General features: G+C 54.0%; 18 protein-coding genes, 2 tRNA genes and 1 riboswitch. Of the genes, 5 read left to right on the top strand and 15 right to left on the bottom strand.

Annotated elements, in window-relative coordinates:
- Window positions 1-156: 156 nt before the first annotated feature.
- From glyA to RAC89_RS12230, 12 genes are all read right to left on the bottom strand, one after another.
- Window positions 157-1,404, bottom strand: a complete 1,248-nt coding sequence (glyA, locus tag RAC89_RS12285; protein ID WP_306613794.1) for a serine hydroxymethyltransferase — start codon at window positions 1,402-1,404, stop codon at window positions 157-159.
- A 33-nt stretch (window positions 1,405-1,437) separates the two neighbouring features.
- Window positions 1,438-2,019 carry a TIGR01440 family protein gene (locus tag RAC89_RS12280; RefSeq protein ID WP_306613793.1) on the bottom strand — a complete coding sequence of 194 codons (582 nt, stop codon included), beginning with the start codon at window positions 2,017-2,019 and terminating at the stop codon, window positions 1,438-1,440.
- Window positions 2,020-2,042: 23 nt separating this feature from the next.
- Window positions 2,043-2,501: a ribose 5-phosphate isomerase B gene (gene rpiB / locus RAC89_RS12275; protein WP_306613792.1), complete on the bottom strand. Its 459-nt coding sequence runs from the start codon at window positions 2,499-2,501 to the stop codon at window positions 2,043-2,045.
- A gap of 107 nt (window positions 2,502-2,608) precedes the next feature.
- Window positions 2,609-2,689, bottom strand: a riboswitch (ZMP/ZTP riboswitch).
- Between the two features lie 45 nt (window positions 2,690-2,734).
- On the bottom strand, window positions 2,735-3,334 hold the full coding sequence (locus tag RAC89_RS12270) for a low molecular weight protein arginine phosphatase (RefSeq protein WP_306613790.1): 600 nt from the start codon (window positions 3,332-3,334) through the stop codon (window positions 2,735-2,737).
- Window positions 3,335-3,480: 146 nt separating this feature from the next.
- Window positions 3,481-4,047: a manganese efflux pump MntP gene (locus RAC89_RS12265; protein ID WP_306613788.1), complete on the bottom strand. Its 567-nt coding sequence runs from the start codon at window positions 4,045-4,047 to the stop codon at window positions 3,481-3,483.
- Between the two features lie 97 nt (window positions 4,048-4,144).
- Window positions 4,145-5,206, bottom strand: coding sequence for an L-threonylcarbamoyladenylate synthase (locus RAC89_RS12260; protein WP_306613786.1), 1,062 nt, complete (start codon window positions 5,204-5,206; stop codon window positions 4,145-4,147).
- A gap of 23 nt (window positions 5,207-5,229) precedes the next feature.
- The gene (gene spoIIR, locus RAC89_RS12255) at window positions 5,230-5,967 is read right to left on the bottom strand and encodes a stage II sporulation protein R (protein ID WP_306613785.1); all 738 of its coding nucleotides are present in this window, start codon (window positions 5,965-5,967) and stop codon (window positions 5,230-5,232) included.
- Between the two features lie 288 nt (window positions 5,968-6,255).
- Window positions 6,256-7,227 carry a peptide chain release factor N(5)-glutamine methyltransferase gene (gene prmC, locus RAC89_RS12250; RefSeq protein WP_306613783.1) on the bottom strand — a complete coding sequence of 324 codons (972 nt, stop codon included), beginning with the start codon at window positions 7,225-7,227 and terminating at the stop codon, window positions 6,256-6,258.
- Complete coding sequence (prfA, locus tag RAC89_RS12245) at window positions 7,220-8,302, bottom strand: peptide chain release factor 1 (RefSeq protein ID WP_284643094.1); 1,083 nt, start codon at window positions 8,300-8,302, stop codon at window positions 7,220-7,222. Before prfA ends, prmC begins: the two co-directional genes overlap by 8 nt.
- A gap of 82 nt (window positions 8,303-8,384) precedes the next feature.
- Window positions 8,385-9,485 (bottom strand): redox-regulated ATPase YchF, encoded by a 1,101-nt coding sequence (gene ychF / locus RAC89_RS12240; protein ID WP_306613781.1) that lies wholly within the window; start codon window positions 9,483-9,485, stop codon window positions 8,385-8,387.
- Window positions 9,486-9,660: 175 nt separating this feature from the next.
- Complete coding sequence (locus RAC89_RS12235; RefSeq protein WP_373429914.1) at window positions 9,661-10,377, bottom strand: peptidoglycan recognition protein family protein; 717 nt, start codon at window positions 10,375-10,377, stop codon at window positions 9,661-9,663.
- Between the two features lie 125 nt (window positions 10,378-10,502).
- Entirely contained in the window at window positions 10,503-11,171 is a 669-nt protein-coding gene (locus RAC89_RS12230; RefSeq protein ID WP_306613778.1) for a PilZ domain-containing protein, read from the bottom strand.
- A 365-nt stretch (window positions 11,172-11,536) separates the two neighbouring features.
- On the opposite strand from RAC89_RS12230, the gene tadA reads away from it, so the two are divergent.
- The 3 genes from tadA (at window position 11,537) to RAC89_RS12215 (ending at window position 12,267) form a co-directional block, all read left to right on the top strand.
- A complete protein-coding gene (gene tadA, locus RAC89_RS12225; RefSeq protein ID WP_306613776.1) occupies window positions 11,537-12,001 on the top strand; it encodes a tRNA adenosine(34) deaminase TadA in 465 nt (154 codons plus the stop codon).
- Between the two features lie 59 nt (window positions 12,002-12,060).
- A tRNA-Pro gene (locus RAC89_RS12220) sits at window positions 12,061-12,137 on the top strand.
- A 57-nt stretch (window positions 12,138-12,194) separates the two neighbouring features.
- A tRNA-Arg gene (locus RAC89_RS12215) sits at window positions 12,195-12,267 on the top strand.
- A 52-nt stretch (window positions 12,268-12,319) separates the two neighbouring features.
- On the opposite strand, the gene map is transcribed toward RAC89_RS12215, so the two are convergent.
- Window positions 12,320-13,075 carry a type I methionyl aminopeptidase gene (gene map / locus RAC89_RS12210; protein WP_306613775.1) on the bottom strand — a complete coding sequence of 252 codons (756 nt, stop codon included), beginning with the start codon at window positions 13,073-13,075 and terminating at the stop codon, window positions 12,320-12,322.
- Window positions 13,076-13,191: 116 nt separating this feature from the next.
- On the opposite strand from map, the gene helD reads away from it, so the two are divergent.
- Together helD and RAC89_RS12200 are read left to right on the top strand one after the other, a co-directional pair.
- Window positions 13,192-15,528 carry an RNA polymerase recycling motor HelD gene (gene helD / locus RAC89_RS12205; protein WP_306613773.1) on the top strand — a complete coding sequence of 779 codons (2,337 nt, stop codon included), beginning with the start codon at window positions 13,192-13,194 and terminating at the stop codon, window positions 15,526-15,528.
- A 99-nt stretch (window positions 15,529-15,627) separates the two neighbouring features.
- Window positions 15,628-15,807 carry a hypothetical protein gene (locus RAC89_RS12200; RefSeq protein WP_284643080.1) on the top strand — a complete coding sequence of 60 codons (180 nt, stop codon included), beginning with the start codon at window positions 15,628-15,630 and terminating at the stop codon, window positions 15,805-15,807.
- 114 nt (window positions 15,808-15,921) lie between these two features.
- Here RAC89_RS12200 and RAC89_RS12195 read toward each other — a convergent pair whose 3' ends face one another.
- Window positions 15,922-16,065, bottom strand: coding sequence for a small acid-soluble spore protein P (locus RAC89_RS12195; protein WP_284643078.1), 144 nt, complete (start codon window positions 16,063-16,065; stop codon window positions 15,922-15,924).
- Window positions 16,066-16,079: 14 nt separating this feature from the next.
- Entirely contained in the window at window positions 16,080-16,262 is a 183-nt protein-coding gene (locus RAC89_RS12190) for a hypothetical protein (RefSeq protein WP_284643076.1), read from the bottom strand.
- Between the last annotated feature and the right edge of the window lie 15 nt (window positions 16,263-16,277).

Genomic DNA, 16,277 nt, shown 5'->3' with positions numbered 1-16,277 from the left:
GAAAACCCAAAATCTTATCTATTATACCACAGGGTACCTAAAATATTCTAATCGAATTACCTATGGTTTTCATAAATAGAATAAAGGGTGCCTCAAGGCGGCCTGTTCGCGAAAAATAAACGGAGGCAGCCAACATTGTGGCTGCCTCCCTATTTATTAATAGCCCAAGCCCGGGTACATTGGGAACTGCGCTGTCAAATCCTTCACCATACCGCGAACCTTCTCATGCACTGTCGTATCAGTAGGGTTTTTCAGCGTCAACGCAATGATCTTGGCGATCGTCTTCATCGCTTCCTGATCCATACCGCGGGAAGTCACAGCCGCCGTACCAACACGGATACCGCTTGTGATCATCGGCTTCGCCGGATCGAAAGGAATGGCGTTCTTGTTCACAGTTACGCCGATTTCGTCCAGAAGGTGTTCCGCATCCTTACCGGAAATGTTCAGGCTGCGCAGGTCGATCAGCATCAGGTGGTTGTCCGTACCGCCGGATACCAGGTTCACACCCTCTGCGAGCAAGCTTTCGGACAATACCTTCGCATTAGTCACTACATTCTGGGCGTACGTCTTGAAGTCAGGCTGTAGTGCTTCGCCAAGCGCAACGGCCTTCGCTGCGATCACGTGCATTAGAGGACCGCCCTGTGTACCTGGGAACACCGCTTTATCAATCGCTGCAGCCCATGGCTTGCGGCACAGGATCATACCGCCGCGAGGACCGCGGAGCGTTTTGTGAGTTGTCGTTGTAACGAAATGAGCATAAGGCACCGGATTCGGATGCAGGCCTGCAGCAACCAGACCGGCGATATGCGCCATGTCTACCATGAACAGCGCGCCTACATCATTAGCGATTTGCGCCATTTTCTCAAAATCGATGATGCGAGGGTAAGCACTTGCGCCAGCCACGATCAGACGAGGCTTGTGCTTGAAAGCTGCCTTACGAACATCATCATAATCGATGCGGGAGTCGGACTCGCTTACGCCGTAAGCCACGAAGTTATAAAGAATACCGGATGCGTTTACCGGGCTGCCGTGAGTCAAGTGACCGCCATGCGCCAGGTTCATACCCAGAATGGTATCCCCTGCGTTGACTGCCGCCAAGTAAACGGCAAGGTTCGCTTGTGCGCCGGAGTGAGGCTGAACGTTCGCATGCTCGGCACCGAACAGCTCCTTCGCACGGTCACGGGCAATATCCTCCACGATATCCACGTATTCACAACCGCCATAGTAACGCTTGCTTGGGTAACCTTCCGCATATTTGTTCGTCAGCACAGTGCCCATGGCCTGCATCACCGCTTCGCTAACGAAGTTCTCGGATGCAATCAGCTCGATTTTGTCGCGTTGGCGGCCGAGCTCGAGGTTCAGGGCTTCTACGATTTTAGGATCCTGCTTGCGTAATTGTTCCATGGTAAATTCCTCCCCAATGATTGATGTATATAATTAATTGCAGTTACTGTCTGAATGGGGTGCTTCCGCGGTGTACACCGCTCTAGCTCCGCCAATCAGTTTAGGTCGGGTATAGGCCGCCTGGACAGTCGCCTGTCCGATGGTTCGGATCGACGGCCGATACGGCACCGCTACCCGCTTGAGATGCATGCCGATCAAAGTACCTCCAAGATCGATGCCCGCATGAGCCTGCACCGTTTCAACGACGACCGCCTCCCGGAGATGCTTGTAGGCATAGGATGCCATCGAACCTCCGGCCGTCGGCACCGGGATGACGGCTACCTGCTCCAGCTGATACCTGCGCATCGCATCACGCTCTACAACAAGCGCTCGGTTCAAATGCTCGCAGCATTGGTAGACCGGGTAGAAACCTATCGCTTGCCGGGCCTCCTCGACTCCATCGTAAATGTGTCGAGCAACCTCCTCGGTTCCTGAGGTACCGATATGGTGGCCTAGAATCTCGCTGGTGCTTGTGCCGATCACGAGAAGCTGTTCCCGCTCCAGGCCTCCTGCGCGTGCAAGCTCCTCAATAATTTGCCGTACCTGCTCCTTGATCTGGGAAAGCTGAACCGTCATCGTTCGTTCCCCCTCTTCCCGACCTATGGATGAAGTGCGAACTTATCTTCGATCGCCTTCACTTTGCTCACACGGTTCTGATGGCGCTCGCCTTGGGAAAACTCCGTTTCGAGCCAGATCCGGATGATTTCCTGTGCAACGCCGGGGCCGATAACACGCTCTCCCATGGCCAGCACGTTCGAATCATTATGCTCCCGTGTAGCCTTCGCCGAGAACAAATCGTGAACCAAAGCGCAGCGAATACCCGGCACCTTGTTCGCCGCGATTGTCATTCCGATCCCGGTTCCGCAGATCAGAATTCCCTTATCCGCTTCCCCCTGCGTCACCTTCTCGCATACCGCGATCGCATAGTCCGGATAGTCAACGGAATCGGTGCAATTGCAACCGAGATCCTCCACTTGATGTCCCAGCGATTCGATAAAGCTGATCAATTCATCCTTCAAGCGTACACCTGCGTGATCTGCGCCTACGGCTACCTTCATAACTTTCGTCCTCCTTGGAGATTGATATTTCCATAGCTCCATTATAACCGAAAGCTTCGACAAAAACGAAAAAAGAGCATGTCGAATGCTGTACACAGCATTCCAATGCTCTTTGCCCAGGCGACCGGCCGTATTCCCTGATGCTCCACTGTGGTTGGTTCCACTCGTCGCCAGTTACATCAGGTCTTATTTGATACATTTATCATATCGGATTCCGGCGGCTCTGTAAAGCCCTATTGTTGCCCGCCTTGCTTCAGCTTTCGGACCAATTTGTGAAGCTGCTCCTCAATCTCCACGGCGCACTGCCGATAAAGCGACACCGGCCCGCCGAACGGATCAGCGATGTCCTGATTCGGGAGCTCCCGCTCCAGAGTCATCAGACGCGCCCGTTCTTCGTCAGTCACCGGCTGCGCCAAGGCCCGCTTCAGCTGCAGCTCGGTGAGCAAGCTGTTCATCTCTGCGATTTTGCCCGCCGCCTCCAGCTTATCATCAACGTATTCCTTCAAGGTTGCCACCTTGTCCACCGCATGCGGATAGAGCTGAATCGTATGACGCTTATGATTATTCGTCATCGTTAGAATCAAGTCCGCCCAATCCACCAGCGTCTCATTCAGCTGAGTGGATCGAAGCTCCTCCCCGAAGCCCTTCTCCTTCAGGATGGTCGCTGCGTGATCGGACATCGGCGTACCGTCATAGGCCGCCACTCCCGCCGAGCGCACCTCCATATCGTGAAGTCCTTGCTCCTGCAGCAGCAAGCGCATCATGCCTTCCGCCATCGGACTCCGGCAGGTGTTGCCGGTGCAGACGAACAAAATTCTTTTGTTATGCTTCATCGGAATTTGCCTGCCTCCTTGTTAAGAAGATTAGGATCGGCTGCGTGCCGTCTCCTTCATGCTCTGGATGATGCCGATTTACATCGATACCCTACTCCTTATTGTACCTCAAATGAAGATAAATATGGATAGGGAATGCAGCTGCATCAAGCAAAAACGAATTTTAATCCGAAGGCCAGCAGGATAATGCCGCCAAACGCCTCTCCGTACTCGCCCACCCAAGAACCAACATGACGGCCCAGCATCAAGCCGGTCACCGACATCAAGCCTCCTACCGCCCCGAACACCAGTACGGTCAGCAGCGGGTCCCCTGCAAACATCCCGAGCGAGACGCCGACGGAGAACGAATCAATACTAACGCTTAGGGAAAACAGGGTAATTCCCCACAGCGTGCGATGATCGAACGATTGCACCTCGTCTCCCTTGAGAGAGCTGTACACCATATGAGCACCCAGCAGCAGCAGCAGAATGCCTCCGCAGATCGTCGCGACCTGCCCGAGCAGTCCGCTCACGACGCCCCCCATCCACATCCCGCCAAGCGGCATAATCATGTGGAAGAACGCGATTACCAGGCTGATCTTCAGTATATCCAGCTTGCGGATTCCCTTCATGCCGATACCCAGGCCAAGCGACAGTGCGTCTAGACCAAGGGCTACAGCCATGATTAGTATCGTTACAAAATGTCCCCAAAATAGCGGCGACGCCCAAGTCATGCTTCTCCTCAACCCCCTGTCCTGTTCCTCATCAACTTATGCAGGACAAGGTGGAAACATGCCTAGGCTTGGCACGGTACCGGGGCATGCTCCGGGATTACACGAGGATGATTTCGTTGCCGGCCGCCTTGCGCAGCCGGTTCATGATCGCCGCGCCGAGCCCGTCCTCGGGGCAGGCCTCGATGACGATGAAGCCGGACTCCGCTTCATCAAAGCTGCGAAGCGCTGCGTAGAGCCCGTGGGCGACCTCCTCGAGGTCGCTGAGGGCGCCGCAGAGCGCGACGTGATCCGCCCGGAGGCGGCCGGCGTGCTCGCGGTAGGTGAGGACGCCGGTGCGATCGCCGCGGGCATGCGCTTGGTCGAGCTCGCTCTGGATGCGAGCGAGCACTTGTTCGGCGCCGGTGCCCGGCTGGCCTTGAACGAGCACGGCACGGCCGCGGGGCGCGTAGTGCGTGTACTTCATCCCCGGAGCGCGCGGAGCCTCGGCTTCATGCGGCGAGGCTTCCCCCTCCCGCACGGGGATGTCCGGCAGCGCTTCGCGAAGCTGATCTGCCGTCACGCCGCCGGGCCGCAGGATGTGCAGGACGCCTTCGGCGAGCTGCACGACCGTCGACTCAAGGCCGACGCCGGTCGGGCCGCCGTCGACAAGGCCGTCGATGCGGCCCGCAAGATCCTCCCACACATGGCGGGCCTGTGTGGGGCTGGGGCGGCCGGAGCGGTTGGCGCTCGGGGCCGCGACAGGGCAGCCTGCAGCGGCGATCAGCTGCAGCGCCACCGGGTGTGCGGGCATGCGCACACCGACGGTGTTCAGCCCCGCGGTGACCAGCGGGGACAGCACGCCCTCGCGGACCGGGAGCACTACGGTCAGCGGGCCGGGCCAGAACGCGTCCAGCAAACGCGAAACGGCCTCATCCGCAGGAGCGGCGAGCTCCTCAAGCTGAGACCGGTCGGCGATGTGGACGATCAACGGATTATCCGACGGACGTCCCTTTGCCTCGAATATTTTGGCCACGGCCTCCGAGCTGCGCGCATCCGCCCCGAGCCCGTATACCGTTTCCGTAGGGAACGCTATCGTCCCGCCATCCCGAAGCAGCATCCCGGCTTCAGCCAATCCCTCCGGCGATGCCTGCTCCGAATCCACAACCCATGTTTTCGTCATGTCTTCCCGTCCTTCTTACGATACTATGCGAATAACGAACCGATCTTCTTCATCAGATCCCACAGGAAGAAACGTACCTCCGGCTTTTCGCCGGCAGCTTCCGTCTTCTCCACTTCCGCTTTTGCCACCGATGCAGCAGGAATCTTGCCCTTTTCTTTACTCTTTGGTTCAGCAGCCGGCTTTTCTTCCACTTCTTCCGCAGAAGCGGCATATGCCGTGTTACCGGTTTTCTTCTTCGCAATCATCTCCGAATCTACGAAGCACAGCGGCGGGAACAGCACACACCACCAGTTTTGCCCTTCCGCCGCACCGATCGAAACGCGAAGCGCCTCATACTCGCCGGCTGGGTACACTTGATTGCCGTACATTTTCGTAGGGAACGGGACCACGCCCAGCTCCACGTTATAGCTATAATCGAAGCCGTACTTCTCCAGCGTTGCTCCTACTACACCGTTCAATTCAGGCAGGCGGGCGGTCACTACCGCACGAGCTTCTTCAATGCCTTGCGGTGCCGTGACCCAAGCATTCATCTGTTCGATGATAGCATCACGGACCTGACGCTTAATCCATTGATCCTCCGGAGCATCCGAGTTGGCCAAAATACGAAGACGAATCGATTCCTGCGGGATCACTGCCGCATCCGTACCGGCTGGAGCCAGATACAGCGCTGCCTGAGAGCGGTTTGCTTCCCAGCACATCAGCAGTACCATAAGAGCGAACACCATATATGCGTATTGTCTCCACGCGAATCGTTTAACCATCTTCGTCAGCCCCTCTCAACCTCTTGTGACTCTATGATTCTCAGTATGTCCGGTTTGAGAGAGTTTAAACCTAGCAATCTATTATTTTTGAAAATACTAGATTCCCAGCCACTCGATAAAGTGATTTTTTACCGCTAAAAGCACATAAAATCACTCAATCTCCGTTGGTAGATGATTTTATCACCTTACAGAGACCAAAAGAAAGACGGAACCAACCCACTGGACTCTGTAAAGTGATTCTATAACCTTATCCCAGTCTGTTTGAGCTACCTAAGCGCTTCAAGATGATTATTTCACTCTATCCGCTCCAGGCAGCCGATAGGCCACCACATGCCGCCCGATGCCCGCCAAATCCGGGATGATCTCGATCGCATCCCAGTCCGCGGCTTCCGCCAGCAGCAGCTGCACTTCCTCCGCCTGCCCCCGGCCGACCTCAAAGCCGACCAGCGCCGGCATCGCCGGCAGCTTCGCCAGCTGCGCCGTCAGCCTCCTGTACGGCTCCAGCCCGTCGACGCCGCCGTACAGCGCCGTCCGCGGCTCATACAGCCGCACCTCCGGCTGCAGCCCCGCTTCATCCGCCTCCGGAATGTACGGCGGATTGGACACCACCGCATCGAGGCGTATGCCGCGCTCGATGAACGGGGCCAGCAGGTCCCCTTCCCAGAAGGCGACCCGCCGACCCACGCCGTGGCGCTCGGCATTGCCCCGCGCCACCGCCAAGGCTTCCGGCGAGATGTCGCTTGCGACCAGCCTCCAGCCCTCACAATGCACCGCAAGGCTCACCGCGATCGCCCCGCTGCCTACACCGATGTCCGCGACCAGCGGGCCATCTCCTCCCGGCACGCCTGCGTTTCCAGCTATCGGCTTCCCAGTATCCCCGGCGACCGCACCTTGCCATGTCTCCGGCCACAGCTGCCGCCCCAGCTCCATGACCTGCTCCACCAGCAGCTCCGTCTCCGGCCGCGGAATCAATACGGCCGGCGTCACGGCAAAGGGAAGCCCGTAAAACTCCTGCTCCCCGCGAATATATTGCACCGGTTCGCCGGCTGCCTTCCGTTCCAGCAGCGCCTGCCAGTCCCCTTCGCGTTCCACGGGGAACATTTCCGCCCAGCGAAGCAGCAGTCCCGTCCGATCGGTGCCGAGCAGGTGCTCAAGCAGCAGCTGCGCGTTCGATTCGGGCTCCGTTACCCCGCGCTCCCGCAAAAAAGAAGAAGCCTCCGCGAAGGCTTCACGAATCGAACGCTTGCGCACATTAGGCATGGTTCGCGTATTCTCCTTTTTCCATCTGCTCTGTCTGGGAAGCGATTGTGAGCGCCGATACGATCTCATCCATGTCGCCGTTCAATACCGCATCCAGCCGGTGCAGCGTCAAGCCGATACGGTGATCCGTAACGCGGCTTTGCGGGAAGTTGTAGGTCCGAATGCGCTCGGAGCGGTCGCCCGTTCCGACCTTGCTCTTCCGCTCGGCGCCGTACTTCTCCATCTCTTCCTGCTGGAACTTATCGTAGATCCGCGCACGCAATACCTGCAGCGCCTTCTCTTTGTTCGAGTTCTGCGATTTGCCGTCCTGACACGTAGCAACGATGCCAGTAGGAATATGCGTCACTCGAACCGCCGATTTCGTCGTGTTTACGGACTGTCCGCCCGCACCGCTAGAACAGAAGGTATCCACGCGGATATCATTCTCGTTGATCTCGATATCGAACTCTTCCATCTCCGGCATCACCGCTACCGTCGAGGTGGAGGTATGAATCCGTCCGCCGGACTCCGTCGTTGGAATCCGCTGAACGCGGTGCGCACCGGATTCGAATTTCAGCTTGGAGTACGCACCCTTACCGTTTACGGTAAAGATGATTTCCTTGAAGCCGCCGAGATCGTTCATGCTGGCATCCAGCACTTCCGTCCTCCAGCCTTGCGCATCGGCGAATTTCGAGTACATGCGGTACAGATCCGCTGCGAACAGCGCCGCTTCGTCTCCGCCGGCCGCGCCGCGAATCTCCACAATGACGTTCTTATCATCGTTCGGATCCTTCGGCATCATGAGGATTTTAATCTTTTCTTCGAGCTCCGTCTTGCGTTCGGACAGCTCTTCAAGCTCCATCTTCACAAGCTCTTTCATTTCATCGTCGAGCTTTTCGTTCTGCATAATGCGAGCGGCATCATACTGCTCCACTACGCTCTTGTATTCCATATAGGCATCGTAAGTTTCCTGAAGATCGGATTGCTCCTTGGAATACTCACGCAATTTTTTCGAATCGTTCGCTACATCCGGATCGCACAGCAGCTCGCTCAGCTTCTCATAACGGTCTGCCAGTGCCTGGAGTCGGTCCAACATAGATCATTCACCCTTTCCTTAGTCTTCATCATATCTCTAATCGCCGGGGATGAACTTGTCCGGCCGCATCCTCACCGGTCCGCTATACGTTGAAGCGGAAATGCATGACGTCGCCGTCCTGCACCACATAGTCTTTTCCCTCGAGACGCACTTGTCCTTTTTCCTTGGCTGCGTTCATCGACCCTGCGTTCATCAGATCCTCATATGCCACAACTTCCGCACGAATAAATCCGCGCTCGAAGTCGGTATGAATCACACCTGCCGCCTGCGGAGCCTTCGTCCCCTTGCGGATCGTCCATGCACGAACCTCCTGCACACCCGCTGTAAAGTACGTATACAGCCCGAGCAGCTTATATGCCGCACGGATCAATCGGTTCAAGCCGGATTCCTGAAGTCCGAGCTCCTCAAGGAACATTTCCTTATCCTCGCCCTCAAGCTCTGCAATCTCGGACTCCACCTTAGCGCTGATAGGCACCACTTCCGCGTTTTCCGCCGCCGCGAATTCCCGCACCTTCTGCACATACTCGTTGTCGTCCGCGTTCGCTACCTCCGCCTCGCTTACGTTTGCCGCGTAAAGAACGGGCTTTAGCGTAATCAGATGCAGATCGCGAATCAGCAGCTTCTCATCGTCGCTCAGCTCAACGCTGCGAGCGGAATGGCCGTTCTCGAGCGCTTCCTTCACCCGCTCCAGCACTTCCACTTCCTGAGCGTACTTCTTGTCTCCGCCCTTCATGTTCTTGCGGGAGCGGTCGATGCGCTTCTCCACCGAATCAAGGTCAGCAAAAATCAGCTCCAAATTGATCGTCTCAATATCGCCGAGCGGATCAATCTTACCGGATACATGCGTGATATTCTCATCGACAAAGCAGCGAACCACATGTACGATCGCATCCACCTCACGGATATGAGCAAGAAACTTGTTACCCAGTCCCTCACCCTTGCTCGCTCCCTTTACCAAACCGGCAATATCCACGAATTCAAAAGCCGTCGGAACGACGTTCTTCGGCTGTACCAACTCGGTCAGCTTCACCAAGCGCTCGTCCGGCACCTCAACGACGCCGACGTTCGGATCTATTGTACAGAAAGGGTAGTTCGCCGATTCGGCCCCAGCCTGTGTAATTGCATTAAATAATGTGGACTTTCCGACATTCGGCAGCCCGACGATTCCTGCTTTCAAAACCATACCCAAGGACAACTCCTCATCAGTTCAACTAGGTAAATCCCTAAATAAAGATTATACTACAAAAGCTGCCCACATGTCACCTAATCCTCCGGTGGAACAAAAAGCCGGCACCTGCGTGAACGCAGGTCCGGCATCGCCTTTTATTTCCCATTTTGTCCAAGCAGGCTCACCTTATTCACTGTCCCAGCTGTCCCGAAATCCGGCGCAGCTCATTCGCCAGCCTGTTGAACTCCGCTCTTGCCTCGGGCACCTCCGTCGCATACCACCCGGCTGACAGGAAGCGGATCATTTTATTCGCATCCTCGGGACGGATCAGAATATCCGGCTCGGGGATCGGATCAGGTACGGCACTCGCCCGGTACTCCCGGTACACATCGTTCAAGAAGTCACTGAAGCTTTTGCCCAGCAAGCGGAGAGGCTCGGTCGGGTCCGTCCGCCGCGCCGGATCGAGCGTATTGTGGCCGACAATATCGGTGAGCGGATTCAAGCCGTATTGGTAGCAGGCATACGCCATGACCCAGACATAACGGTTATACGACTCCTGAAGATTGATTTTTCCGCCGTAACACAGCTCTACACCCCCGGCCGTGTCATTCGCATCATCTCCGTACCGTTCATTATCCGTTGTCACGTTGTAGCCTACATGAAACGCCTTCTCGGGCGATCCTGTCAAGAAAGGAATACACTCAATAATTTGCTGATCATCTACAAAAATATGTGCAGAAGCGGACATGTCATACGCCGTTCTTTCAAAATAAGTCACATTGTTCGCCGCGGTTGACCCGGGGTTCCCTGTATCATGAGCAACCATAAAGCGGACGCCGTCCATCGGCAGGATCGGTCTGCGATTGCTTGGCCCTGGCAAATACCTCCGTATGATTTCGTACTTCATGAGAAACGGCACTTGCGCATCACCCCAATGCTTTTACATACACAATATGCCGCAGCTGCAGGAATGGTCCCCCTACGTGTATAAAATGAAAGGCTGTCCCACTGGACAGCCCCCCCTATCTGAAGTTATTTCTTTTCCAGCTCATTCTTCTGCTCCAGCCGTTTCTTAACAAAGTACGACTCCACTTGCTTTCTGAGAACATACGCCCGAACCGCGTTCACCTTCTCCGGTTGCAGGTCTACGTAACGGGCACCAAAGTAGATCCCGTACTCCGCCCGTTCTTTTCTAACGATCTCCGCTACGCATCGGAAGGAAAACCCAAGATCCATCTCCATCTCAACAAGCGAGCTGCTGCTCAGCCGGTCGGCTTGATCCTGAAGAACAAACCCTATCCCGCTGATGCTTATATTTTTTATCTGCAAACCAACTTCATCCTCTAATTGCAGCTTCGGGCTGCCTGCCCCATGGGCGATCGCCTGGAGCTTTCCTTCTTGACTGATTTCTATTCTCGGATGCTCCCGCTTCTCCGGGAATCGGTCCTTCGTCTGTGGGGGAATAATCACCATTAAGGCTCCGTGATCCATCGCGACGACCGTGGAATGAAACGTGTAGATGCCGCCTTTGGAATATACCATCAGCTTCACTTGATCGCCGAGCTTGAACATTTTATATTCCGGAAGCTCAATCTCCAGAATATCCCCTTCCGCATAGGTAAGAATGCCTGTAGCGACATAATCCTTCTTCTCTACCGCGGTACGGCTGTTCAGCATAATCCCGTGAGAAGTATTGTACATTTCTTTTTTTGGTGCGGAGGAATTGAATCGAAACGTCACTTAGACCACCTCTCTGTCGAACGGGATTTTTCTCGATAATCACCCTTATGGCCCGACATACCATCTCCACTCTTCGACATATGTCCTTGCCGGTTGCTCTAAGGTAATACTATTATACCGGGTAAAAAGTCCTGCAACAACTGTTTTCCACAGAACGATATCTTATCCAACGCAGGAACAAATGTCTTACAGTTGCAGGCTTTGTCCATTTTTTCTACAATAAGGTGTGAATAACATGAGAGTTATCCACATACTTATCCACACCATGTTAACAACGAATATTTGTTCGTTTATTTGTCCACATCGGTATAACTGGAGGTTTTACGTTGTCAACAACAGAACAACACGTTTACTATATGCAGGCTGCTATTGAAGAAGCACGAAAGGCAGAGGCGCTAAGAGAGGTTCCGATCGGGGCTGTGGTCGTGCGGGACGGGACGATCATTGGCCGCGGCTATAATCTGCGTGAAACGTCCAAGGATCCTTTAGCCCACGCCGAGCTAATTGCTATCAAGCAGGCTAGCGAAGCACTTGATGCATGGCGGCTGCTGGAGTGCCGGTTATACGTTACGCTTGAGCCGTGCCCCATGTGCGCCGGCGCCATTGTCCAAGCGCGTATTCCCCAGATAGTCTACGGCACTACGGATCCGAAAGCCGGGTGTGCGGGGACGCTCATGAATTTGTTGCAGGAGGAACGTTTCAATCATCAGGTGGATATCGTAAGTGGTGTTCTTCAGGAGGAGTGCAGCCGTTTACTGACTGATTTTTTCCGCAAATTACGAAGCAAGTAGGCCCAAACCGTATTTACAGCGAAATCCTCCTTTGCTAAAATAACAATACTAAAGCAAATCGAGACGTGGCTCAGCTTGGTAGAGCGCTTGGTTCGGGACCAAGAGGTCGCAGGTTCAAATCCTGTCGTCTCGACCATCATGATTTGTGCCTGGTGACATTGCGTCATATTATGATATAATATCCCCAGCATAGGTCCCCGTAGCTCAACAGGATAGAGCAGTCCTCTCCTAAAGGACAGATAGTGGTTCGAGTCCTCTCGGGGACGTAAAAAGGTATTTACAAGAAAGAGGCTTACAGCATGCTGTAGGCCTCTTTTTTTATCGCGTAACTATGATGGGCTCCTTCTTGGTTATGACGATCGTATGCTCAAATTGTGCCGAGAGACTTCCATCCCAGGTACGCAGGGTCCATCCGTCCGCCTCCAGGTATACATCAGGTCCTCCCTCATTAACGATCGGCTCAATGGTGAGAACCATGCCTTCCTGCAGTAAGAAGCCGGTTCCCGGTCTGCCGGTATGGGTAAAAAGAGGCTGCTCGTGGATCGCCCGCCCGATCCCATGCCCCCTCAGCTCCTGAACGATCGAATAGCCTGCCTGTTCCACGTGCTTCTGCAGCGGATACATGACATCCCCTATCCGGTTCCCTGCAGTCGCCCTTCGCAGTCCCAGCTCTAAGCATTCTTTCGCCGTCCGAACAAGCTTCTTGGCCTCGGGAGTAGCTTCCCCTATGAGATACGTACGGGCCGAATCCGCCAGCCAGCCCTGAAAGCTGCATACGATATCCAGCTTTACGATATCTCCGCTTTGTAAAGGGGCTTCTCTAGGAAATCCGTGAGCCGCTTCATCGTTAATCGAGATACAGGTGGCATAGGGAAATCCTTGATAACCTTTAGTGGCCGGTTTGGCCCCATGCTTCTCCAAGAATCGTTCGGCTTCCTCATTGATTTCCATTGTGGACACGCCCGGTTTCATCCAGGCTGCGATATGCGAATGAAACGCCGACAGGATGGCGCCTGCCTTTTGAATCTTCTGAATCTCCTCCGGCCGTTTGATATAGCCTTTAGGTCGCTTCATTTGCTTCTCCTCCTTCCGCCCGTCAGCCTTCCTTGCTCCATAGTACGCAATTGCATGAGAAAGTTGCACTGTGGTACCATAACCACACAATGATCTGTTCAAGGGGGCCTGACCGAATGATTCAGGATGCCGACTGGCAGGAGGAACGCAAGCGGCTGAAGCTTGTCTTACGGGAAGTCAAAAAAATTCTCGACAAGACGGAGGATCTCAGCGATCAACGAAAGTCTACGGTATTTGAAGCGCTGAAAGACTTCTGGGAAGACATCTCCGTGAACATGGCGAACCCGGACGATATTATGGAAACGGTGACGAGCATCACCCAACAGCAGATGATGCTGGCAGGCCAGGAGCGAAGTTTGATGCACGCGGAAGCCACACGCCATCGCGTCGTTCGTATGTACCGTACCCCCTATTTCGGTCGAATCGACTTCACAGAGGAAGGGACTAACGACCGGGAGCAAATCTACATCGGGATCGCTTCCGTATTGAACGAGGAGACGCAAGAATACTTGGTCTATGACTGGCGGGCGCCGATCTCGAACCTTTTTTACGATTACCCGCCGGGCCCCGCCTCCTACGAAACCCCATCCGGTACGATCTCCGGCATGCTCAACCTTAAGCGCCAATACGTTATCCGTAATGGTGAGCTGCAAGCCATGTTCGATACCGGGGTGACCATTGGCGACGAGGTACTGCAGCATCTGCTCGGGCAAAGTGCGGATGATCGTATGAAAAGTATTGTCGCGACCATTCAGAAGGAGCAGAACCAAATCATTCGCGACGACAAGCATCAGGTTTTGATCGTGCAAGGCTCGGCCGGCAGCGGCAAAACCTCGGTTGCGTTGCAGCGCATCGCCTACCTGCTATATAAGCACAGAAATACGCTGAATGCGGATAATGTGGTCTTATTTTCACCTAACACGCTGTTTAACAGCTACGTTTCGAGCGTGCTTCCCGAAATGGGAGAAGCGAATATGCATCAGACGACCTACCAGGAATATTTGCAGCTGCGATTGGGCTCGCGATTCGATATCGAAGACCCTTACTCTCAGATGGAATACATCCTAACGGCCCCAGCCGGCAGGGAGCTGGAGGTACGCCGTCTCTCGATCCGTTTCAAGTCTTCCGAAGCGTTTTTGGCCATTATGGATGCCTATGCCGCCCGTTTGGAGCAAGAGAGGGGCATGCTGTTCCATGACCTGACCTTCCAAGGTCGTATCCTTATCTCAGGTAAAGCTATACGTGAACAGTTCTACGGAATGGACCCGAGCCTCAAGATAACGAACCGGCTTGGTTTGCTTAAGGACTGGCTTCTAAAGGAGCTTAAAGTCGCAGCCAAGAAGGAACGTCAAGCCGATTGGGTCAAGGATGAGCTTGAGCTGCTGGATAAGGAGGACTACCAGCGGGCTTATGAGGCAATGCGGAAGGTAAATGATGAGCGGGAAATCAGTTTTGACGATGCCCGTCTGGAGACACAGTTTCTTGCCAAATTTATCGTTCATGAACGTTTTAAGCCGCTGCGCCAAACGATCCGTAAGCTGCGGTTTCTATCGGTAACGGCGATGTACGAGCAGCTGTTTACCGGCTCCTGGCTTCAGGAGGCAGCCGAACAGGCGGGTATCGGGGTGCCTGAAGGAATGGATGACGTGGCCCGGTTTACCCTTGGTAAGATCCAGTCCGGGCACCTGCCTTATGAGGATGCTACCCCAATGCTCTATCTGAACGAGCTCATTGAAGGCTTTCAGTCGTACAATACGGTCAAGCATGTATTCATAGATGAAGCACAGGATTACACAGCATTCCAGTATGCTTTCCTCGGGCGATTGTTTCCGCGCAGCCGGCTGACGCTTCTCGGCGACTTCAATCAAGCCATCTATGCCCATGCGTCGGAGCAGGACGGTTATAATGTGCTTTACCGGCGTTATAGTCCGGAGCAGGTTCGGATGATCCGGTTGGTCCGCAGTTATCGTTCCACGGAAGAAATCGTAGCGTATTCCAAAGCGATTCTTCCTGACGGGGAGCCTGTAGAGCCCTTCCGTCGCAGCGGTCAGCCTCCTAAGGTGACTGCGGCTTCTGACACCGGTGCCCTGGCAGCCGCCATTGCTGAGGAAACGGGCTTACTGCTGGCTAAAGGGGTTACCTCCATAGCAATCATCTGCAAAACGGCTCAAGAGGCTGCTGAGGCTCACGAGCTTCTCAAGGACTTTATTTCGGTCGAGCTTATTACGAAGGAATCCCGGGACTTTCACGGAGGGCTCCTGGTGATCCCGGTGTACTTGGCCAAAGGGTTGGAATTTGACGCTGTACTTCTCTTCGATGCCGGGGAAAATAAGTATGCTAAAGAAAGTGAACGTAAGCTTCTATATACCGCTTGTACCCGGGCTATGCACCATCTGTCTATATTTTACACGGGTGAACCTTCTCCCTTTCTTCCACTCGCTGGAAACACCTAAAGATTTGCTAAAATGAGCAGAGAATCGTCTTTTGGCGATTCTCTTTTCTTAGGGTGCATGGTAAAATAGTGGCATTCTGTGTTGCGAGGTGTAGACAGCATGCCGCTTAATAGCCGCTATTATGTAGTTTACGATGAATTTACGATCTCGATTTGTACCTTGCTTGAAGAAGTGTTTGAAGCTCTTGCCGGCGGGTCGAATCTTTACGGCTATACCGATGATGAGCAGCTTGCGCAGTTATTGATGACGGAATGCTTTCATATTCTTGAAAAAAAGTAATTTATATGTCATATAAAAACAACATCTTCTTACCAAAGATAAGATGCTTGCATATACGAAGTAAAAAGACCCCTTTTTCTTGAAGGGGTCCTTTTTTTACCGTTCATTTCCTTCTTAGCCTTCCCCGTTGTTATGACGGGAATGGTTTTGGTTTTTTACACGTTTCGATCCGGATAACGGCTCATTTTGAGCGGCATGCTCTTCTTGATTCTGACGTCCGCTTGGAGGGTTAACTACCTGCGTCTTATTTTTAGGCATATCGCGTCTCCTCCTTATTCTTTATCTAACAGCATTGTGCCGCCGGGTTCTTTGTCATGGTTTAATGCATCCTGATGACGGTGATCATTGGTTTGCTGCTGACTTTGCTGGGCCTGCAGACTGTTTACCGTGTTCTTCTCCAAATCCTTAACGACGTTTTGCAGGTTCTTATCGACGTTGCTTTTATTTTTCGTCATCGTAGGGCGACCTCC

The organism is Paenibacillus sp. GD4 (assembly GCF_030846225.1).
GTDB classification, from domain to species: domain Bacteria; phylum Bacillota; class Bacilli; order Paenibacillales; family NBRC-103111; genus Paenibacillus_G; species Paenibacillus_G silviterrae.
This window is presented reverse-complemented; position numbering and strand designations above follow the sequence as displayed.